At 55.7% G+C, this 22,795-nt stretch carries 11 protein-coding genes and 1 tRNA gene; 4 read left to right on the top strand and 8 right to left on the bottom strand.

Going from position 1 to position 22,795, the window contains the following annotated elements:
* Positions 1-2: 2 nt before the first annotated feature.
* A complete protein-coding gene (locus LA5095_RS14565; protein WP_055116131.1) occupies positions 3-953 on the top strand; it encodes an ArgK/MeaB family GTPase in 951 nt (316 codons plus the stop codon).
* A gap of 12 nt (positions 954-965) precedes the next feature.
* Here the strand turns inward: LA5095_RS14565 and LA5095_RS14560 are convergent, their stop codons facing one another.
* From LA5095_RS14560 to map, 3 genes are all read right to left on the bottom strand, one after another.
* The gene (locus LA5095_RS14560) at positions 966-3,245 is read right to left on the bottom strand and encodes a bifunctional diguanylate cyclase/phosphodiesterase (protein WP_055116129.1); all 2,280 of its coding nucleotides are present in this window, start codon (positions 3,243-3,245) and stop codon (positions 966-968) included.
* Between the two features lie 171 nt (positions 3,246-3,416).
* Positions 3,417-4,130: a RadC family protein gene (gene radC / locus LA5095_RS14555; protein ID WP_055116127.1), complete on the bottom strand. Its 714-nt coding sequence runs from the start codon at positions 4,128-4,130 to the stop codon at positions 3,417-3,419.
* 3 nt (positions 4,131-4,133) lie between these two features.
* Positions 4,134-4,976 (bottom strand): type I methionyl aminopeptidase, encoded by an 843-nt coding sequence (gene map, locus LA5095_RS14550; RefSeq protein WP_055116125.1) that lies wholly within the window; start codon positions 4,974-4,976, stop codon positions 4,134-4,136.
* 232 nt (positions 4,977-5,208) lie between these two features.
* Here map and LA5095_RS14545 point away from each other — a divergent pair.
* The 3 genes from LA5095_RS14545 to LA5095_RS14535 all read left to right on the top strand — a co-directional run bounded on the left by LA5095_RS14545 (position 5,209) and on the right by LA5095_RS14535 (position 15,633).
* Positions 5,209-5,294, top strand: a tRNA-Leu gene (locus LA5095_RS14545).
* Between the two features lie 127 nt (positions 5,295-5,421).
* Positions 5,422-6,225 carry an ABC transporter ATP-binding protein gene (locus LA5095_RS14540; protein WP_055116123.1) on the top strand — a complete coding sequence of 268 codons (804 nt, stop codon included), beginning with the start codon at positions 5,422-5,424 and terminating at the stop codon, positions 6,223-6,225.
* Between the two features lie 879 nt (positions 6,226-7,104).
* On the top strand, positions 7,105-15,633 hold the full coding sequence (locus tag LA5095_RS14535) for a T1SS-143 repeat domain-containing protein (RefSeq protein WP_055116121.1): 8,529 nt from the start codon (positions 7,105-7,107) through the stop codon (positions 15,631-15,633).
* 116 nt (positions 15,634-15,749) lie between these two features.
* Here the strand turns inward: LA5095_RS14535 and LA5095_RS14530 are convergent, their stop codons facing one another.
* The 5 genes from LA5095_RS14530 to LA5095_RS14510 all read right to left on the bottom strand — a co-directional run bounded on the left by LA5095_RS14530 (position 15,750) and on the right by LA5095_RS14510 (position 22,636).
* A complete protein-coding gene (locus tag LA5095_RS14530; RefSeq protein ID WP_144435996.1) occupies positions 15,750-16,460 on the bottom strand; it encodes a hypothetical protein in 711 nt (236 codons plus the stop codon).
* A 133-nt stretch (positions 16,461-16,593) separates the two neighbouring features.
* Complete coding sequence (locus tag LA5095_RS14525; RefSeq protein WP_055116117.1) at positions 16,594-17,571, bottom strand: transglutaminase-like cysteine peptidase; 978 nt, start codon at positions 17,569-17,571, stop codon at positions 16,594-16,596.
* Between the two features lie 29 nt (positions 17,572-17,600).
* Positions 17,601-18,914, bottom strand: coding sequence for an HlyD family type I secretion periplasmic adaptor subunit (locus LA5095_RS14520; protein ID WP_055116872.1), 1,314 nt, complete (start codon positions 18,912-18,914; stop codon positions 17,601-17,603).
* Positions 18,914-21,115 (bottom strand): type I secretion system permease/ATPase, encoded by a 2,202-nt coding sequence (locus tag LA5095_RS14515; protein WP_082442409.1) that lies wholly within the window; start codon positions 21,113-21,115, stop codon positions 18,914-18,916. The genes LA5095_RS14520 and LA5095_RS14515 overlap by 1 nt, the downstream gene beginning before the upstream one ends.
* A gap of 192 nt (positions 21,116-21,307) precedes the next feature.
* Positions 21,308-22,636 (bottom strand): TolC family outer membrane protein, encoded by a 1,329-nt coding sequence (locus LA5095_RS14510; protein WP_208992698.1) that lies wholly within the window; start codon positions 22,634-22,636, stop codon positions 21,308-21,310.
* Between the last annotated feature and the right edge of the window lie 159 nt (positions 22,637-22,795).

Raw genomic sequence — 22,795 nt, 5'->3', positions numbered from 1 at the left:
ACATGGTGAGTGAGTTTCCGACGCTGGAGGAATTGGGCACGGGAGGGAAACGCCTCCTGTCCCGGGTCCTCACACGGCTGGAAACACATGCCCGGGATGCGGAAACTGCCGAATTTCTTGACCGGGTCTGCACTGCCAAGGGCGGTTGCGTTCTCGGACTGACGGGCCCCCCTGGTGTTGGCAAATCGAGCCTGACCGATGCACTTATCAAGACCTGTCGGGCCGAGGAAAAACGGGTGGCGGTTCTTGCCGTCGATCCATCCTCGTCGGTTACCGGAGGGGCGCTCCTGGGGGATCGTACGCGTCTCAAGACAGATCCCACCGACGAGGCGGTTTTTGTCCGTTCCATGGCCGCGCGAAACCGCCTCGGGGGTCTTTCCGATCACTCCGTGGCCGCTATTGCCGTTCTCAGGGCAGTCTATGATCAGGTGATTGTCGAAACGGTCGGCATCGGCCAATCGGAGGGCGACCTGAGGCAAGTGGCGGACACGGTTGTGTTGTGCATCCAGCCAGGATCGGGGGACAGCCTGCAATTCATGAAGGCCGGAATAATGGAACTGCCCGATGTGGTGGCCGTTACAAAGGCAGACATGGGTGCGCTTGCGCGGCGGGCAGCCTCTGACGTTTCCGGCGCCCTGTCTCTAGGGGCGGTATCCCGGTCATCCTGGAATGTTCCCGTTGTGGAGGTTTCATCGCAGACGGGCAGCGGCGTGGCGGACCTTGTGGCGAGCGCGGACGCGCATTTCGACACTCTCGTCGAAAAGGGTCTCGATGAGACCCGTCAAAAGCAACATGTCTCCTGGTTCAAGGACATGGTGCGCACCGAATTCGGGTTGGCAGGACTGGATATGGCAGAACGCAAGGGCGGAGAGGACTGGTTGTTGCTCGCCCGGCGCCGGCCGTTTTCGAGTTTCCATTCCTTTGCTTCCCTGATCCGGCAACGCCTTTTCTGAGATGCACTCAAATCAACCTTTGGCGCTTTGAGCCTGGAGTTCGAACCCGTCGGGCAACTCACCTGCGGCAATGGCTTGAAAGTTCTCCAGGAACTGGCTCAGTGCCGTGCTGGTGAGCGGCCTTGAGATGAAATAGCCCTGCATGCGATGACAGTCATGCGCCTGAAGGAAGCGGATCTGGTCGATGGTTTCGATGCCTTCCGCGACAATCGTCATGCCGAGCGCCTTGCCGAGCTGGATAATGGAAACCAGGATGGCTTCCGCTTCCGGGTTGCCGTTCATGTCAGAGACAAAGTCCCGGTCGATCTTCAGCGTATCGAACGGAAAGCGGCGCAGATAGCTCAGGCTGGAGTAACCCGAACCGAAGTCGTCCAGCGCGACTTTGACACCAAGGCCTTTCAGCCTCCTCAGGGCATTCAAAACCGTGTCATCCCGTCCGGCAAAGACGCTTTCGGTAACTTCGATTTCCAGCCTTTCGGGCGGCAGGTTGTTTGCTGCCAGAATAGCCATGACCTTTTCGACAAACCGAGGATGCTTGAACTGGTTGGGCGACACGTTGACAGAGACGACGACACCCGGCCAGTCGTGCGCGCGTGCACAGGCCTTGTTCAAAACCCAGATGCCGAGATCGTTTATCAGTCCGGTTTCCTCGGCCACCGGAATGAACTGGGACGGGGGCACCACCGTGCCGTCGTCCTTGGTCCATCTGGCAAGAGCTTCGACAGAGACGATTTTCTTTGCGTCGGTGTCCGACAGGGGTTGATAGGCCAGATCCAGTTCATCGTTTCGCAGAGCCAACCTGAGTTCCCGGGACATCTTGTCCTTCGACTGAACATGCTGCTCCATCGTCGGTTCGAAGAACGAACGCCTGTTACGACCGTTGGCCTTGGCGTCATAGAGCGCGATATCGGCCTTGCGCAGCAATTCGTCCGGGTTCTTGCCGTCCTTGGGGCCAATAGCTGCACCCATCGACAGGCTTGCAAACAGTTCGCGCCGGCCGATCATGACAGGGCGCGATATCTCGTCCTGTACCTGATCGAGGATGTATTCCAGCCATTCGTCATTGTCGCAGTCGCTGATCACCATCGCGAATTCGTCACCGCTGATGCGGGCAACGATACCGTTGTCCGGAAGCACGTGTTTCAGGCGATTGGCGACGGCAACAATGACCTTGTCCCCGGCAGAATGTCCTAGCGTGTCATTGATGTCCTTGAAGTGATCCAGATCCATGTAAACGACAGCAGTGCTGGTGCCCTTTTGCGCACTTTCTTCCAGGACCCTGGTGAGCATTGCCTGAAAACTTGATCTGTTCGGAAGGCCGGAAAGGGCATCATGCTGTGCAGAGTGGACCGCCTTGGCTTCGCTTCTTGCAAGTCGTCTGGTCATTTGCCGCGTAAAGACCGTCACCGCGATGACGACGGCCGCGATAATCATTGCGGCGACCGCCAGAAAGGGATTGATCCGCTGAAGCATCTGTGTACCCGGCTGGCTGGCCTGCCAGGCAATGACGCCAATGTTGTTCCCCCTTGGGGATTTGAGCTGATAGGCTCCAACCCCATCCCGTTCAACCTGATCCGGCGCCAGAACAAATCCCGCAAGACGCGACATGCTGGAGATATTGTTCAGTTTCTGGCCGCGCAAGGGTATCAGGCTGACGAGCACTGCCGGGGGTTTGCGTGAGGCGAAAACCGACTGGATTTGCGGGACGACAGCTGCTGCGGTAAAAAGGTGAGGCTCGCCGTAGAGCGAAACCTTGCCTGTTTCCGCTATGGACAGATGCGTTTCACCCCCCTTTGGCATGAAGCTGAACAGACCGGATGGTGTCTTCTGGAATGAGTTTATGTATTGGGCGCGAACTTTCGCGATCGCAGGCTGCAACTCGTCAACAAGTGCCGGGTTCAACCACTCGGTGTTATCATCATGTGCAAAGACGGAAGCGACTTCAAAGTCGGAACCGAAGAGAACAGACCGGTTGAAACCATGGTTCCGGGACAGCCAGTTCATCATGTTGTTGCGGATCCAGACCCGGTTGGCCGCCGGATCGTCCACAGCGCGATAAGCTTCATCCCAGATAACAACGCCGGTTTGCTGCTTTGCAATGTAGTTTCTGGTGAGTTGCAACGCGCCAGCAACGAGCTTGTGCTGAGAGTCTTCAGCAGTTTCATCGGACAAATGCGCAGACCAGTTCAATAGTGCGAAAATACCGAGGACAGATGTCAACACGACAATCAGCATCGGAAAAATGATCGCACTGGCGATTTGACCGCCTGAGTTTTTGATCGATCTGTTCATGTAAAGGCCCAGTTCATGCGGGCGAGTATTGTCGATGCGAGTTAATGAATGCTTCCAGTATCTTAGTAAAATAATGGGAAAATTGAATCTATCTGGTTCTCCTTGGCCGTGAGCAAGGAAACGGGCCGGGTTTTGTGCAGGGTTTTCTGGAAAAAAATTGAGTTTTTGGTTTCAAATCAGTTGAAGGCCGCGCAGACTGACGTTGCTTCTAAGGCCGATAATCACATGATCATGAACTTCTATTCCCAGCGGGGCCGCGACGTCGATGATTTTTTTGGTCATCTGAATATCCGCCCGCGAGGGTGTCGGATCGCCCGAAGGATGGTTGTGCACGAGGATCAGAGCCGTTGCTGAATGTTCAAGCGCCCTTCGTATCACTTCGCGCGGATAGACGGGTGTGTGATCCACAGTGCCGGTTTGCTGAATCTCGTCCGCGATAAGACCGTTTTTCCGGTCCAGAAACAGAATGCGAAACTGCTCCACAGTGCACAGTTCCATCGATGCCTGCAGATAATTGATGACCTTTGACCAGGAATCGAGCAGCTGCCGCTCATTCAACTCGGCACGGTGGTAGCGCGCGATGGCAGCATGAACGGCCTTCAAGGCGTCGACACTGACATCCGACAGGCCGTCAATTTCCTTCAAGCGCGCGCGAGGGGCTGCCAATGCGGCCGAAAAGGAACCGAAGCGGTGGAGCAGGGCTTTTGCAATCGGCTTCGTGTCGCGGCGGGGAAGGGCGGAAAACAACAGAAATTCCAGCAGTTCGTAGTCGGCCAGACCCTCCTCACCAGACTTGCGAAACCTTTCCCTAAGCCGTTGGCGATGCCCCTTGTTGTCCGCGGCGGCAGACACTTTTTCCGCAGGGGGCGAGTCCGGGTCCTTCATCTGTTAGATCGGGCTCTGGTCGCCCGATCGTCCGGGTTTGTGAAGACCGTTCGGAGAGGTGGTGAATATCTGGCACCCATCCGGCGTGATCCCGATGGAATGCTCGAACTGCGCGGAAAGAGACCTGTCTCTCGTCACCGCTGTCCACCCGTCGCCGAGTACTTTCACGTGCGGGCGGCCCAGGTTGACCATCGGTTCGATCGTGAAAATCATGCCCGGTTTCAACTCCACACCTTCGCCGGGGCGTCCGTAATGGAGAATGTTCGGTGTGTCGTGGAACAGAAGGCCAAGACCATGTCCGCAGAAGTCGCGCACGACCGAGCAGCGCTGCGCTTCGACATATGTCTGGATAGCCGCGCCAATGTCACCGGTGGTGTTGCCCGGTTTCGCAGCCTCGATTCCGCGCATCAACGACTCGTAGGTGACATCAATCAGGCGTTCCGAGGCCCGCTTAAGCTGGCCGACCGGGTACATGCGGCTGGAATCGCCGTGCCAACCATCGAGAATGAAAGTCACATCGATATTCACGATGTCGCCTTCACGCAGTGCCTTGTTGTTCGGAATGCCGTGGCAAACGACGTGATTTATCGATGTGCAGCAGGACTTGGTATAGCCGCGATAATTCAGGGTCGCCGGCAGGGCGTCATGATCCAGGCCGTACTGATACACGAAATCGTCGATTTCCTGCGTTGTCGTTCCCGGCCTGACGATGCCTGCCAGTTCGTCAAGACAGGTCGCCGTCAATTGTCCTGCGCGCATCATGCCTTCAAAATCTTCCGGTCCGTACAACCGGACCTGACCGGTGTTTTTCAGCGGGGCTTCTGCGGCGTCGATATAGCTGACCATGGAAAATGTATCTCGTTGCGTGGGCGGTACCGCACATAATACGGGTTTCAAACGGGACGGAACACCCTGTTAATCTGTCTCATTGAATTGTTCACATACCTTCCGGCAGCGTCAATTTCCAGCTTCGGTTTCAGCAAAAACAAGGCCGCCGTGAAAACTTGTTGCAAGATTATCCAAAAGCGCATGGTTCGACTTGCGAAAGTTTTTCAGGCCGGATAGGTGAAAAGAACAAGCGGGCGTGGTGGAACTGGTAGACACAAGGGACTTAAAATCCCTCGGCCCTAGGCTGTACGGGTTCGAGTCCCGTCGCCCGCACCAAAGTCTCTTCACTTAGCCGAAAAGAACCAGGTTTGCCGAGCCTCTCAAATGGTTCGGATGACTTCTGGATTTCAATGTGTAATTGGAATATTTGCAGACTTGGCAATTAATCGATAGTGCTGCGCAAATGAACAATCGTCCCGCAAATACTGATACAATTGTGTCTCTTGAGGACGTTTCAAAAACGTTTTCGAACGGCACCGTTGCCTTGAACGGGTTGGATCTCGATGTCCAGGCCGGAGAATTTCTTTCCGTGCTGGGGCCGTCCGGATGCGGGAAATCGACCGCGCTGCGCATCATCGCCGGGCTGGCCGAACCGTCGTCGGGGTCGGTGAGATGGCCGCAGGAGCAGACGAACCAGCGGGAACACGAATTGAGCTTCGTTTTTCAGGAACCGACGCTCATGCCCTGGGCGACGGTTTTCGAGAATGTCTGGCTTCCGTTGCGCCTCGCTCGTGTTTCAAGGGCATCCGCACGCGACCGCGTCCTGGAAGCGCTGGAGATGGTCGGTCTCGGCCAGTCTGCCGACGGTTATCCGCGCGAGTTGTCCGGTGGCATGAAAATGCGGGTGTCGATAGCACGGGCACTGGTCACCAGACCAAACGTTCTCCTGATGGACGAGCCTTTTGCGGCTCTCGACGAGATAACACGTTTCAAACTGAACAATGACTTGTTGAGGATCTGGAAGGCTTTTGGTCTGACAGTCGTGTTTGTCACGCACTCCGTGTTTGAATCGGTGTTTCTTTCCGAGCGGGTTGCCGTGATGCAGTCCCGGCCCGGATGCGTTACCGACCAGATCGAAATAGACCCTTCCATTGTACGCGATGAAGTCTTCCGGACGTCTGCTCATTATGCAGGACTATGCAGGCGGGTGTCGGCGGCACTTCATGTAGCGATGGAAACGGAAACGGCAGCAGCCGATCTTGTTTGAGAGCGCTGGCGGGACTGGTGATGCAAGACCGGTGCACCGGCAATCCGACTTCGTTTGTCAGCTGATCCAGGCGAAAATTCAGTGAGCTGGCTATGTGAAATTGCCTCTTTTCGGCCATAAACCGACTTTGCGATCTTCATTCGACACGATTGATTTCCACAAGTCTCGCCTTAACGAATGCATTGTTGTGCCGTTGCATTGGGATACGGATCGCGAGAATTTTGTTAAAATCAACGTGTTTTCCCGAAGAGTTTCAGTAATAATCTTAAGAAAATGCCACTTTGCAAATTGATTTTCGCCTGACCTAAATTTTCGGGTCCAAGTTTCCAGAACATGAAAAGGAAAATGCAGCTAATGGGCCGGATTCCCATTTTGCGGCAAATCGAACCTCGCTGTTTTGAATTCAACCGCTTCATTTGTTCTGTCTGTTTGATAATTCAGCGGGTTTGCCATGAATTTTCGAGAATACCATTGCGGACAGTAGCCTAATGATTGCGATTGAATACTGCCCCGCTTTCCTGCAGTTGTGCTGAAGCGGCAATCAATCAGACGGTTTCATGTAAATCGTAAAACTCCCTGAATAAAAATCGAAAATTTGAAATTCGATTCAATAATACTTCTGATGAGAATCTCCAAAATTTGATAAATTAACAATTTTCACTGAAGAATTATCGTCTCAAAAGTGCTTTTTACGATTTTATTTCTGTTCGAGTTCGATCGCCTCTGATTGCAAACCTGCGATTTCGTTCAATTTCAAACGTACACGTTTACCTTTTCTAAAGTTAATGTACTCGTGACTTTCATGATTGGTGAAAAAATTGTAAATGTTGTAGCGCCGATTTTATAAAAACTGACCATAAAAGTGCAGAGTGTTTGGCCATGAACGAATTTGTCCGGATAGCGCAAGCGAACATTTCCACCGGGACAGGGAACAGTGCAGCAGCGGATGGTGCATCAGAATCACTTGTCGTGGATCGTCCGGCGGCACAAAGCAGCGTGGTCGCGCTGAGAAACTCAGGTCAGCTCGTCGACTTTCGGCAGATCCTTGACGAGGACATTTCCTTTTTCCGCATCGACGGTGACCTGCAGATGATCTTTGCCGACGGCGGTATGGTCATCATCCAGGATTTCTTCGAAGGGGACAGTGGTGCCGAGGCGGTCATCGTTGGCGACAACGAATTGCTGTCAATCGACGGTTTCGTGTCACTCGCCAATCTGCAACTCGCCGAAGAGATACAGACTGCGGCCGGTGAAACCAGCAATCTTGCAACAGCACTTGGAAGTTCGCAGAGCTCGGGTCAGAATTTCGAACCAACGGAATTCGGCGATCTTGGAAACGGACTCGGATTTGGCGATCTGCTGCGAGGCGAATTGCCGGGTGAAAGAGCATTTCTTGTCGACGATTTCTCGGAGTCCGCTGACAATACGGGACCGGATATCGGTACACCGGTCGACAGCACGCTTGATGAGGAAAACCTGGAAGAGGGTACTGGTCCCGACGGTCCGGTTTCGGTCACTGCAAGCCTGGATGTCGACTTCGGCGAAAACCCCGGCGGTACGCCGCGACTTGAGTTCGACGGTCTGCCCGGCGGGTTGACCTCCGACGGTGTGCCTCTGGTATTGAGCGTTGTCACCAACCCCGGCGGCGGCCAGACCCTGACCGCCGTCAAGGCCGGCACGGGTGAGGCCGTATTTACTGTCACGCTTGACGTGGTGAGTTCCGGCGGATCACCCGGCGGTCAGTATACATTCGACCTGTTCGGAAACCTGGATCACATTGGTGACGGTCAGGACACCAGCATTCCTTTGGTCTTCGGCTTCAGCGCATACGATTCAGACGGTGATGCGGACAGTGACACTTTCACGGTCAACATCATCGACGACGAGCCCGAAACCGGAGAATCGGAGCAACTTACGCTTGGGGAAGAAAACCTGGACGACGGAACCGATCCCGACGCATCTTCTTTGACTAAGGCCGGTGAACTGAACATTGCCTGGGGTGCTGACAACGCCGATGATGCCGTTGACGCCGCGTTGCAGGACGCGCCAGGTGGCACTGCCAACCGCTCAGTCGTATTTGCAGCCATCTCGGATCAGCCGACGATAGCAACCAGTTCTGACGGTGTTGCGCTTCAATATGAACTTTCGGAAAATGACACGGTCCTGACAGCCTACAAGGGAGACGACCGTGGAGACGCGGACAAGGTCTTCGTCGTCACGCTTTTTGATGATGGAACGGGCTCCTACACGTTTGAACTCCTCGGCAACATCGATCATGTCGATTCAGCGAGCGGTCTAGCGACCGAGAGCCGGAACCTCGACTTTACCTTTGTTGCAAATGACGGTGACGGCGACGCGGTTACGGGCGGTCTTCGGGTAACAATCGAGGATGACGAACCGCAGGCCGGCGAGCCTGTGCAGCGTACATTGCAGGAACACGACCTTGCAACCGGCACTGACCCGGATTCGTCTGCGCTGGTCAAGACTGGTGATCTGGACATCACCTGGGGTGCGGACGACGCCGACGCAGCAGATGACGGAGCGATGCAGGACACTCCGGGCGGAGCGGGCAACCGTTCCATCGTCTTTGCAGCTATCGCCGATCAGCCGACCCAGGCAACGACGTCGGATGGCCTTGCGCTGGAGTATGTTCTTTCTGAAAACGGTACGGTTCTGACCGCATACAAGGGTGATGATCGCGGAGACGAGAGCAAGGTTTTTGTCGTGTCCCTTTCCGACGACGGCTCGGGCTCCTACACGTTCGAATTGCTCGGCAACCTTGATCACAATCCCCCGGGGTCGACCGGCAAGATGGTGTCATGGAACCTAGATTTCGGATTTGTTGCGCGTGACGGAGATGGTGACGCGGTGGCGAGTGAATTCCGCGTCACGATTGTCGATGACGAACCGGAAGCAGGTATTGCCGAGAACGTGACGCTGCAGGAACACGATCTGGCAAGCGGCACTGATCCGGACGCGACAGCGTTGACGCAAACCGGCAACCTGAATTTCACCTTTGGTGCCGATGACGGCGATACGGCGGATACAGGCGGACTTCAGGACACACCGGGTGGCACCGGCAACCGTTCGGTCGTGTTCGCCGCCATCGCAGACCAGCCAACCCAACTCACGACGTCGGATGGCATCGAGCTTGACTATGTCCTGAATTCAGATGGCACGGTTCTGACTGCCTACAAGGGTGATGGTCGAACCGACGCTGACAAGGTTTTCGTCGTATCCCTTTCCGACGACGGGTCGGGATCCTATACATTCGAACTGCTCGGCAATATCGATCACGATCTTCCCGGCTCAGGCGCAATGTCGGAGTCCTGGGATCTCGACTTTGCTGTCATAGCAAGTGACAGCGACGGCGACACGGTTGAAGGTGATTTCCGCGTTTCGGTCGTTGACGATGCACCGCTTTCCAGTGAACCGGTTGCAAGCGCCGTCGAGGAAGAAGATCTTCCCGGGGGTAATGACGACCGGGATCCCTTTGATATTGACGGCTTGCCGGCTGATCTCGGTACTCCGTTGACTGAACAGGCCACTGCGTCGTTGAACATTACCTGGGGCGCGGACGATACCGACAGCGCTGACACTGAAGTCGATGGCCTGCCGGTGCAGGACACGGCCACTGCCGGTGGCCAGAGATCTGTCGTTTTTTCAGATGCTGCCGACGGCGAGATCGTTGACATTGCCAGTGTAATTGCGGTTGAAGACGGCGAGGGGGCTGCAATAGATCCTGCGACGCTCACGTCGCGCGGTGATGCGTTGAGCTATGTCCTGTCCAACGACGGTACGCTTCTGACCGCTTACGCCAACTATGGCGACACTGAAGAGCGAAGCGTTTTCCGCGTGGCGCTTTCCGACGATGCAGAAGGCTCTTACCAGTTCATTCTGGACGACACTCTTGATCATCCATTGAAGGGTACGTCTTCGGTTGAGGAAGATGTCCTGTCATTGTCCTTTGATTTCATTGCGCGTGACAGCGACGGTGACACATCGACCGACGCGTTCACCGTCCAGGTTATTGACGACAGCCCGTCAATTGCCTCGGCCAACATCCACGACATTGGCGTCGTTGGACCGGTGACATACGATTCAGGTATAATCAATCTTGCGATTCCCGATGACGGCAATCTCGGTGAAGTTCTTTCGTCGACGATTGAAGTTCCCGAAGGCGGCACGATCCGAGACCTGAATCTCTCCCTGGTTCTGGATCATGACTGGATGCGGGATCTCAAGATCACGCTGATCGCCCCCAATGGCACTCTGGTCCGCCTCGTGGAAGTCAGCGGTGCCGACGGAGCGGTCGACGGTACGGTCACGCTGGATGACGAAGCTGCCAACAGTCTGGCAGTTGCAACACCCCCGTTTGCCGGAAGCTGGCGTCCCACGGTTTCAGATCTGGATTTGCTGGACGGACTGAACCAGGAGGGAACTTGGACGCTTCAAATTGATGATGTCTTCGTAAAGGACACAGGTTCGCTTGTGTCCTGGAGCCTCACCATCGAGACAGGCGGTGTCGCAGCCCTCGTGGACGAGGACGACTTGCCGGCCGGCAACATGGACAGCCAGCCCGGCGATGCAGCCACTGTGACGAACGACAGTCTCGATACGGATGGTGACGCGACGACCGTTTACGGCGAACTGGCGATATTCTGGGGGGCCGACAATGAGAACTCCGTTCCTGATGGTGGAACTTCAGCCGGAAACGGCGATCGCGCAGTAACCTTTGTCGAAGGCGACGGTGGCTCAGTCGACGAGCTTGTTGCGCTCGGCCTGACATCCAACGGCGGGGCACTCAGCTACACGCTGAACGCCTCTCTCGACATCTTGACGGCGACCGCCGGTGGGCGCGTCATTTTCACGGTCGAATTGTTCGACACCGAAAGTGGCTCATTCAAGTTCGATCTGGAGGATTCTCTCGACCACCTTGAAGGTGCCGACGAAAACGACCTGATTCTCGATTTTCTCTACGTTGCAACGGACAGCGACGGCGATACGTCGACTTCGACATTTTCTGTCGGTGTTGACGACGACACGCCGGTTGTCGGCGATGGGGTTGAAAGAGCCACGCTAGACGAAGACGACATTGTCAGCTTCTTTTCGATTGGTTCGGAGCCCAGCGACGGAAACGCCGACGGATCCACAACGGGCTTTGCCGATATTGTTGGTCCTGCATTTGCCGAGGGGTCCCTTGCGGCCCTGGTCGACTTCGGTGCAGACGGTCGTGGAGATACTGGCGGATTTTCTTTCTCCCCAACCGCTGCAGCGGACATGGAAGCGCTGGGCCTTCAGTCTCGCGGAGAAGTGCTTTCCTTCGCTGTCACTGAAATCGCGGGATCCTCGTTTCTCTTCGGTTATGTCGATGAGGGCGACGGAAGTTTCGATCTGTTTGTCGACCGTCCGGTCATCAGTCTTCAGCTGGAGACGGATGGCGACTACGCAGTCCGGCTTCACGATCAGCTTGATCATGTCTCCGGGAACGGACAAAACTCGGTACTTGATACCGTTTCGGGATCGCTGAGCGAGATAGATTTCGGTGCGGTTATCGAAGTCACGGATGCTGATGGCGATGGTAGGGGCCTTACCGGCAAACTCCTTGCCGATGTAACGGACGACGTTCCGGTTCCGGAAATTGCCGTCGTCGACTACGTACGGATTGACGAAACCTACGGGCTTCACAGCGACAATGTCTTCGATCCATCGACAGGAGAGTTCGATCCGGAGATCGTTGATCTGTTTTCCGGCGTAACGTCGACAGGTAGCGACGCAGACCTGCCGGGCCCGATCTATGCCAGCTTTGGTGTCGTCGGCTTCGACGCTGGGGGCGGCGCGGATGATGATCCGAGCGTCGAGCTTTCCCTGCGCATCGACGATCCGGCATCCGGGATCACGACGACGGACGGCAAGGCGATCACGCTTTCCATGGAAGGCGACCTCGTTGTAGGACGAATTGACGGGGATGGTGATGCAGCGTTTGCCATTCATCTCGATGAAGACGGAAACGTCAGCATCGCGCAATATCTGTCACTCAAACATCCTGACCCGGCAAGTTCTGACGAGCATATCTCGCTGGCAGGAAAGATTTCCGCGGTTCTGACCGTTACCGATGCGGATGGCGATACCGTTTCGAATGACGTATCGATTGGCGCAGACGTCACGTTTGACGATGACGGTCCAACAGCTTTCAGGCGCGGATCAGGCGTTGCGAAAAATGAAGCAGACACCGAAACTTCGATTGTTTCCGGTCAACTTCAGTTCGATGGCGGTGCGGACGGAGCAACAGTAACCGGGATCACTTTCATTTCCGATGGGGATTACATCCGTACGTTTGATCCGGATGCCAGCGGTGCTGACCGGCGTGGAACACTTTCAGCAGACGGCGTACCCGTCATCTGGTCCAGCTCGACGGATGCAGGTGGTGTGATAACCGTGACTGCTGTTCTGGAAGGAACCGCAACCAAGGCCTTTGAACTCGTCGTAAACCCGGATGGAAACTACACCTACGAGCAGTTTGTCGGTCTCGATCATCCCGATGCAGGAGAGACAGGACGAGCGGACCAGCTGATATTCCGCATTCGCTTCACCGTAACGGATGGAGACGGGGACACCGACGCTGCAAATGCAACAATCAGGATTCGCGATGGCGGTCCGGAAATCGGTACTGTTGACGATACTGTTGTAGAAGAAGACGGCACTCGTAGGCTGGAGTCCATCGATCTTGGTATCGAGTGGGGCATCGATGATGCCAATGACGATGATGGCGCACCTGGCGATCGTTCGGTCGGCTTTTCCGAGGCGACTGCTGTCGACAACGTGTCCTTTGCCGATGCGGATGGGGCCTTGACCGAGATTTATTCCAACGGTGAGCTTGTCAATTTCGCGATCATCGATGGCATTCTTGTCGGATACGTTGGAGCCGCCGTGCCGGTTGAAGCGACGGAAAGCAGTGTTGTTTTGACGGTGTCACTCTCCGACGAGGGAACAGGTAGCTACGATTTCGAACTTCTGCAGCCACTTGATCATACCACTTCGGTGGGAACGGACCGTTACCTGGACCTGACATTTTCCTTCAAAGCGACCGACGCTGATGGCGATGACAGTGAAGACGGCGCATTTACCGTGCGCGTCGACGCGGCAGGAACGGTCACTGGCACTTCTGTCGACTATTCCGGCCTGACATCCGGTGTGTTCGTTAATCTGAGCGACGCTGAAAAGACAATTCTCGGGCAAACGGTAGCAGGGGAAACTGCAACCGACAGAGATGATGCCGATCCTGCCGTTGTCGGCTCCGACAGCATGGAAGGGATCGACGAGGCAATTGGTGGCGCCGGCGATGATGTTCTGGTCGGCAATGACAACAACAACACACTGACGGGTAATGGTGGAAACGACGCGCTCAACGGAGGCGGCGGGATTAATCTGCTTGACGGAGGCGAAGGCACGGATACAGCGGACTATTCCAATAATTCGGAAGCCGTTCTGGTCAGGATGGACCTGAACTGGTCTACGGATCTGGCTAACCAGAGCCTGGGCTTTACGGTTCTGGCGGACGCAATCGCAGCCGACACGATTGATCACGACAATCTCGTCAGCATCGAGAATGTTACCGGCTCTGACTTCAACGACACCATCTTCGGCGACGGTCAGGCAAACACGATTTCAGGCGGCGAGGGCAATGACTTCATCGCGGGCTTTGGTGGCAATGACACGCTCATTGGCGGTGCCGGTAATGATGATATCTTCGGAGTGCTCGGTAACAACAAGCTCGCGGGCGGCACTGGTCAGGACAGGTTGTTCGGTGGGACTGGAGCCGACGAATTCGTTTTCGCTGCCGGCGAAGGCAGTGCCTCGATTTCCGATGCCGACCAAGTTTTCTTCTTTCAGGACGGGTCAGACAAGATCACGATCACTGGCGGATTGACATTTGCCGACCTGACGATCGGCAACGACGCCTTCGGAAGGGCCACAATATTCGATAACGTCAACGGCCAATATGTTGCTGTTATCACAGGAGTGTCGCCGGCAGCACTTAGTGCTTCGGACTTCAATTTCTCCTCCGATCCGATCATTCTCGACCTGGATGGTGACGGTGTTGAACTGATTTCAGCTGAAAACGGTGTCGATTTCGACGTCAACGCGGACGGAATTATCGAACAGACCGGATGGGTTGGTTCCGATGATGGTCTGCTCGTCATGGATGTCGACGGATCAGGGGCAATCGAGAACGGTTCGGAAATCTTCTCGGAAAGCTTCAATGGAGGATCGTATGCCGATTCCCTTGAAGCCCTCGCGTCACTCGATGACAACGGTGATGGGGTCATCGACGCTGGCGACGCCGCTTTCAACGACATCAAGGTCTGGCAGGACGCCAACTCCGACGGTGTTGTACAGGAAGGCGAGTTGAAATCGCTTGTCGAACATGGTGTAGCGTCAATCGATCTGGGCGCCCGGTCGGTCTATCAGGACGTTGATGGCAATACGGTATTTGCCGAAGGCACTTTCACGAAGACCGACGGAAGCACGGGTGAATATGCCGGTGCGGCTTTTGCGGTTGCCAACGTGGACGGCCCGGATGCTGAAGAAACGACGCGGCAATCGACGGCTATTGCCGCCGGAGTTGCTCTGGTGATCTATGCAGCGTCCAGTGATGAGGTTGCAGCGGGACTGACAAGTGTATCGGTGACCCGGGCATCCGAACATGGAGAGCTAACAGTTTCGGACGACTTCACGGTCACCTTCACTTCCAGCGAAGGATATGTTGGAGATGCCTCGGTCGAAATCGCGTTGAATTTCGCTGACGGCAACGTGGTAACGCGTGCGGTTGAACTGGAAGTTCTGGCAGCTGACACGGCAGCGACCGGTTCGTCTCCGACATCCGTTAGCGGCACTGTCGTGGCAGATATCCAGGATCAACCCGAGAACGACAGTGATATCAACCCGGTTGAAAACATCGAACTGGGTGCAATCATCACCGGATCGACCATCAGAGGTGACGACGGCGACAATGTTCTCGTCGGGACCGACGGCGATGACATTCTCATCGGCGGGCTCGGTTCCGATACGCTGACAGGCGGCGCAGGCGCCGATACATTTGTCCTCAATTCCCTCGCAGAGGCCGATATCATCACCGATTACGCATTCGCGGATGGCGACCGGATCGATCTTGGCGAGTTGCTCGACGGGGCATTTGGACCGGGTGCGGATGTCGAGGAATTCGTGCAGGCGCAAAAAGAGGCCGATGGTGCGATAACGCTCAAGGTCGACCGCGACGGCGATGGAACGGCACACGACTGGCAGGACGCGGCGACGCTTCAAGATCATGCCTCGATGGGCGAGACGATCCGGGTCGTTCTGGACAGCGATGGCAGCGAGGCGCAGATCCCAGTCAACATTGGCTGAAGCTCTTAGCGTTTGAATGTCTTGAAGGCGGGCGCAAGCCCGCCTTTTTTATTTGACGATTGTCAACGCAAATGATGTCCACGCACGTTTGTGGAGAACCAGATGACGATGGTTTTTCAGGATTTTCGGAGAATTTGCCTTCGCAACAGGACCGCGCCTGAGAGTCCGAAGAACGCAATCGCAATGCCGGCTACCAGCGATAGCAAGCGGGTCGTGCCAGGAATATCAAGTACAGCCCGGGTGCCCGAATTCGCCGAGGTTGAAGACGAGATGCCTGCTGTACTTGTTGGTGAATTCGTGTCCGACGGCAGCAGCATTGACATTGCAGTTTTCGGAACGTAACCCGCGATTTTTCCGGCTGCTTTCGCCGGGTCGTTGATGTCGTACACAATTGCCGCAAGCCTGTGGCTTTCTTCGGTAGTCTCATTCGAGATCAGGCTATCCACGCTGAGAAGTTGTCGTCCTTCTGCATCGACGATCGCGATACGGGCCAAACCTGTTTCGCTGGATGCAGCCTTAAGTACGGTCCGGAGATAGGCCCTAAGCTCTTGCGCTTCCAAACCGTCCGGCTGGCGCCTTGAAAGGTCAACAAATTCGGGAATGAGCGGCAGAGCGGCCAGTTCCTCAAGTCGCAATCTCGGACCGGTAAGTCTCGCGTCCTTAAGTTCACTGATCAGGAGCGCGCGTTCTGCGTCGGATTTCCTTTGGTCCGTGCTCAGGATTGCTCTCTGGTGTTCGGCCAACAGAAATCCGGCCACGACAACACCTAAAGCGAACAGGCAGCTGACCACTCCAAGAATGACGGCAGGGGATGACAGGGCGCGCATCCGTGTTCCGGCGTTTTGACCTTGTGCTTGCATGTCGCGCGTATATCACGCGTTGGACCGGCTTGGGAGACACAATCGGCGTGTCGTAATGGCTCTCGTGACTGCGGAAGCTCCGGTCTGCAAGAGACCTTTTTTACCGGGTTGCGGATTTCAGTCTTGCCGCGAGACGAACCGGTGAACCGGCCCTGGGTGCATGCGCCCACTCTCCGGCTGCGTTGACCGAGTATAGAGCCTGATAGTGCGGAAGATCGCGTTCAAACCGGACGCGTGAGAACCGATTGTCCAATATGAGCCACTGTCCCTTGTGGCGTACCGAAAGGACCGCATGATATTGGCGAGCGGCCGTATCGCGCAGAACGACAATCCGCATGTCATCGTCTTTGACACCAAGGTCACGCAGTAGGGCATATTTCAGGATGGCATAGTCCTCGCAGTCGCCGGCACGTCTGGACAATGTTTCGACAGGACTGGCCCAATATTCTCCAGACTTGTAGAGGACGCTGTCCTCGCGGTAGGCAAGGAGGCGATTGACCATGTAATTGATCTTCGGGATCTGCAGTCCGCGTCGATGGGGTCGAACCTGGTTCACGATGGCCGAATAGGCGCGAAAACTGTTCCGGTCTTTCCCCGAAACATCCGCGTCCAGTTCCAGGTTTTCCAGCGCTCTCTGCCAACGTTTGGTGACCGGAGACAGGGAGACCGGTTCTCCTGGCGTTCCGAACAGTTTGCTCGGTGCTATCGTCCCGTTGCTGCCTGCAGAAACGGTTGCAGCGAGAGCCTGACGAGATAGAGACTTGTGGCCGGTTGTCGGCTTGGTTCTTGGTTTCCCGACCAGGTTCGCCTGAATTAGCGCCTTTGCAACGCTGACAGCCGCATCTTCGTGTTTTTGGGTGAATTTCAGACTGTCAGGGTCCGTTTCCAGTCTCGCCGTTTGCAATGGTGAGATGGCCAACGCGTCCGCTGAATTTGAAATCTGGGCCGGATCGCTTTCGGCAAGAACGGGGGTCACGGCCCAGTGGAGAACGATGACGCACAATCCCGTCCGCCAGGACGCGCGCACAACTTTCCTGTTCGCCACCGGCATTGCCGGTGCGGTCGCTCCATGATCCATCTGCCGATCGCCTCGTTATTGTCGAGACGTCAGCGCTCCCGGAGTGCTTCGTCCCGAACTTTCTTGATCGGTTTCAAGATGTAGTCCAGAACGGTTTTCTCACCGGTTAAGATATCTATCGAAGCAACCATTCCTGGTATTATTGGTAAAGGTTCAGTATCAGAACCAAGATGATTTTTATCTGTTCTGATCATTACGCGGAAAAAACGATTACCTTCTTCGTCCTCAGTCGTGTCCGCGCTTATTCGTTCCAGGTTTCCCTCAAGACCGCCGTAAACTGAAAAATCATAAGCGGTTATCTTGACCTGTGCCTTCTGACCGGGATGCAGGAACGCGACGTCCTTCGGACGGATGCGGGCCTCAATGAGAAGGGTATCTTCCAGGGGCACGATTTCAACCAGATCCGCTGCCGGCTGAACCACGGCACCGATCGTCGTGATGTTCAATTTGTTGACGATCCCCTTGACGGGGGAAACCAATTCTGTGCGCCGCACCTTGTCTGCCGCGCCTTTCAGGGTTTCATTGATCACCGCCAATTCACCGCGTGTCTCGGCCAACTGCTGACTGGCCTCGGAGACGAAAGTCGCAACCGCGTTGCTGGAGCGTTCGCGTGCTTCTTCCCTTGCAGCCGCCGCACGCCGAACAGACGCCTGGGTGATGGCAAGCTCTCCTTCGCTTTCTTTTAGTTGCCGCTGCAACTGCAAAAATTCGATTTCCGGAAGAACCCTTCGTTCATAGAGACTTTGCTTGATCTCCACCTCGCGTTCCAGGATCTCAATGACGGATTCGAGTTTGGTCTGCTTTGCCAGAAGTTCCTGATATTCCTGTTCGCGTTGGGACGCCTGGTTCTGAAGAACACGTAGTTCGTTCTCGAGGCTGGCTTTCTTGTCTCGGAAGACGTTTTCCTCTTCCGCGATCAGGCCGGGCGCCTCATTGAGCAGCGTTTCAGGAAATTCCAGTGATTTCCGGTCAGCTTCTGAATCGAGCCTCGCGAGCCTGGCCATCAGCGCCCATCGGCGCTGCCTGATCTCGCCCAGTTGCGAAGAGAAGGTCGTATCGTCGATTTCGATAAGGGGTTGGCCTTCGTCGACAATGTCGCCCTCCCGAACGAATATCTTTTCGACAATACCACGGTCGGGAGCCTGCACGACCTGGATCTGGCGGGAAGGGACGACGCGACCATCGCCGCGCGTGACTTCCTCAAGGGTTGCAAAGTAGGCCCATGCGAGAATGACCACAAACAGCACCAAACCGATCCGGATGACGTTGATCGTGTAACGCGGCGGTTTGGTCTGAATGACATCGCGGATATCGTTCGCGTAGTTCCAGTCACCAGAATTCATCATGCACCACCTTGCGAATTCTGCTGATTTGCCGCGTTGACCGCACCCAGTTCCTGAAGTTTCTTCAGGACCTCCTGCCTGGGACCGTCCAGCGCCAGTTTGCCATAATCGAGCGTGATAAGCCGGTCGGTGAGTTCCACGAGGCTCATGCGGTGCGTGCTGATGACAACCGTTGTGTCCGGGGTGTTGTATTCCATCAGTCTGGTGATCAATCTGCGTTCTGAAGCCAGGTCCAGATGGCTCGACGGCTCGTCGAGAAACAGAACTCGTGGTTTTCTCAGCAGAATTCTCGCCAGGGCGACAGCCTGCTTTTGTCCTCCCGACAGGAAGCGTCCGCCTTCTCCGACCTGAAGGTCGTAGCCGAGAGGGCTTTGAGCGACAAATTCCTCGACGCCTGCAATCCGGGCGGCTTCGACGAGGGCATCGTCATCGGCAAAAGGGTCGCCCGCGCTTATGTTCTCGCGCACTGTACCGCTGAAAAGAACATTGTCCTGCGACAGAAAGCCGACATTTGACCTGAGGTCTGCCGGATCAAACTGGCGTGTATCCGTTCCATCGATCAGCACAGTCCCGTTGCTCGGATAGTAGAGACCTGAAAAGAGCCGGCCGATGGTGCTTTTGCCTGAACCGACGCGTCCGATGAGCCCGACGGTTTCGCCCGGCGTGATCTTGAATGAAATGTTCTTGAGACTGTCGTCCTCTGCGCCGGGGTAGCGGAAATTGACGCCCTTGAATTCGACAGACCCTGACGCGATGCGCTTGTTGATGTAGGTCCGCCCCGGCTTGCGTTCCGTTTCTGTCGACATGACATCGTTCAGGGTCTTGTAGGAATGAAGCGTCTGGCGCAGTCGTGTCAGAGTGTTGGCGACATTCGCCAGGGGAGCGAGAACACGACCGGAGAGCATCATGGCCGCGATCAGGGCACCCATTGTGATATCCCCGCTCTGGATCAGGTAAACGCCCCAGACAATGATGGCTATGGACACGGATGCCTGGACCAGTCCCGTTCCCGACTGGGCAACAAGAGCCCAGAAACGACCCTTCATGATTGCGGCGCTGCTTGCAGCGACGGACCGTTCCCATTTCGTCTGCATGCGACCTTCGGCGTTCAGCGCCCGCACCGTGTCGAGATTGGCGATGCTCTCCACGAGAATTGAATGCCGGATCGCGCTTTCCTTGTGCGACTGTTCTATTGCGCCGGAAAGGGGTGCCTGAACAAACAGACTGATCGCAAGCACGATCGGTACCGCGACCAGTGGAACAATCGCAATCGGGCCAACAAGAAGGAAGAGAACTGCGACAAAGATTCCGATGAAAAACACGTCGATGATCGAAACCAGCGAGGAAGACGTTATGAATTCCCGGACATTTTCGAATTCACGGATGTGGTTGGCGAACTGGCCGGAGCTTACCGGTCGTTTTTCGAAATCGATGGCAAGGGCGTGAGCGAAGATCTTGCTGGCAAGGGCATTGTCTGCCCGCTTGCCGGCAACATTGATGATCTGCCCCCGCGCGATTTTCAGGATGAAATCGAAGATCAGGGTCAAAATGACCCCGACCGCAAGGGCCCAGAGGGTCGGGATCGCGAAGTTCGGAACCACCCGGTCATAGACATTCATTGTAAAGAGTGGTGAGGCCAGGGCCAGCAGATTGATCAGCAATGCGGCAATGGCAACGTGGACATAGTCACGCCAATAGCTGGAAATAGTACTCCAGAACCAATGGCCGTTCGAGCCGAGCGCCCGCTCGCTCTGACCGGTCTTGTCTACGGTTGGCTGAAAGAAAATTGCATAGCCACTGTAGTTGTCACGAATGTCGTCGAGTTGGTGGTGCTGCTTGTCCGTGCCGCGTGCAGGGTCGACCAGTTCGATCGTTCCCGCTTCCTTGTTCATGCTCGTGAGCACAAGCATTTCGGAGTTTTTCATCGCGACGATACAGGGCAAGGCAGCCAGCGGTATCGTCTCAAGTTCCTTCTTGTCTGGCAGAACCTTCAGACCGCAGTTTGCCGCCGCCCGGCCGAGGACGCCGACGGAGAGTTTGTCACCTGTTTGAGGCAGACCGTTCCAGATCACGGAATCGCTGACGTGGTAGCCATGGACGCGGGCGATGTATTTCAAAGCATCCGCCAACGGGTCCCTTGTCGCAGAAGTCCGCGGCGTTGCGTCCGTATTCGAATTCTCGTCGGTGCTTTTTTGCAGCATGTCTGGTGCGGACCACGGGCTCTGTCACCGCTTTGGTCATTCGCCGTGCATCCGGCCTTTGAGATCCGGCCCGCACAACACGACAGGCGATCCGGACAAGGCAAACGTTTTCCGGCAAAGCCTCGTTGCGGTGTGTAGACGTAAATTATTGGTTCACCGGTTGCCCGGCAATCCAAATATGCGTGTGAAACGTTAGAATTTACGTAACGGCTCGAGATTTATCAGGTTTCTGGGAAGGACTGTCGCGGAGTCCCGCTGTCCGTCTGCCGCCTCGGGCGGAGGTGAAACATTCAGGTAAGCGAGCAGGTCACCTGACGTCGCCCGCAGCTGATAAGTGGAAAACGCGTAGACCGCGCGCACCGAAATCAACTCTATCTCACTGTTGAAGAGCGCGTTCTCTGCATTCAAAACATCCAGCAGCGTGCGCTGGCCGATGTCGTATTCCTGACGATAGCCTTCGACGACCTGCCTGTTCGCTGCCAATTGTTCACGCAGGGCCTTGATCCGGCTGGTGGTTGTCGAGACGGCAGCAAAGGACCGTTCGATCCCTTCCTTCAACTCCCTGCGAACCCGGTCGACACGAATCTGTGCTTCGGTCAGGCGCTCGCTGTATTCCTGGGTGAGGGCAGTGTCGCGACCGCCATTGTACAGATTCCAGGAAAAAACCAGTTTTCCGGAATACTCATTGTTTCGCCCTTCAATGCCACCGACGTCATCGCCGACTGTCGCTTGACCCTGAAGAGCGACTTCAGGAAGAAAATTTCCCTTGGTGGATTGGTATTCGAATTTTGCAGCATCCGCATCTGCGATCGCCGCGCGGACCGTTGGATGAACCTGTACCGCCGAATCGACCAGTTGGGTAACCGATCGTCCCGGCAGCTTGGCCGGGCTGGCAGGTGCGAGCGAAGCAGGTTTCTTTCCGACGACACGCTCATATTTGGCGATAGTGTCCAGAAGGGATTGCTGTACCTCTGAAACAATAACTTCGGCCGCCGCGACGCGTTCGCGCGCCTGTGCCAGATCGGCGGCGCCGGTTTCACCGCCTTCGAAACGCTGCCGGACATCGGAATAGATCCGGCGATGCTTGTCGACGTTCAGCCGCGCCTTGGCAAGAATTGCCGTGTTTCTCAAGACGTCGATATAGGATTCGACCGCGTCGAGTGCAGTTGCCTCGGATCTCTCCATCACCCGCAAGGCAGCACCGTCGACCCGGGCACTCTGGCGATAGACCTGGTTGACCGAGGTGAAGCCATCGAACAGCAATTGCTGCACGGTCACCGTGAATTCCTTGGAAAATCGCCATTTGTCGTTTTCGTCGGCAGAAAAGGAATTGGGTCGATCCAGTCGTTCCGGGCCAAGCTCTGCAGACAGATCTAGGGTCGGCAGAAACGCTCCTTGCGACCGGCGATATTCGTAATCGCGCGCGCGCCGGTTGGCCGCGGATTCCAGAATGTCCGGATTGGTCGAAACCGCTTCCTGAACGACTTGCCGGAGGTCCGCCGCACTAGATACTTCAACCAAGCAAGCGCTCAAAAGGAGAGCCGATAAGATACGCATAGAACGCGGTGCCACTTTTATGTTTTTTGTTCCGCCGCACATTATTATACCTTCACGCGCATGCCCATGCTTATGTTGTGCTTTGGAGCGGGGAATAGCCTCCGGTGTTGCTATCCCGCAACG

Source organism: Roseibium album, assembly GCF_001404515.1.
Classification (GTDB): domain Bacteria; phylum Pseudomonadota; class Alphaproteobacteria; order Rhizobiales; family Stappiaceae; genus Roseibium; species Roseibium album.
The sequence above is the reverse complement of the archived record's forward strand: the minus strand, read 5'-3'. Positions and strand labels throughout refer to the sequence as shown.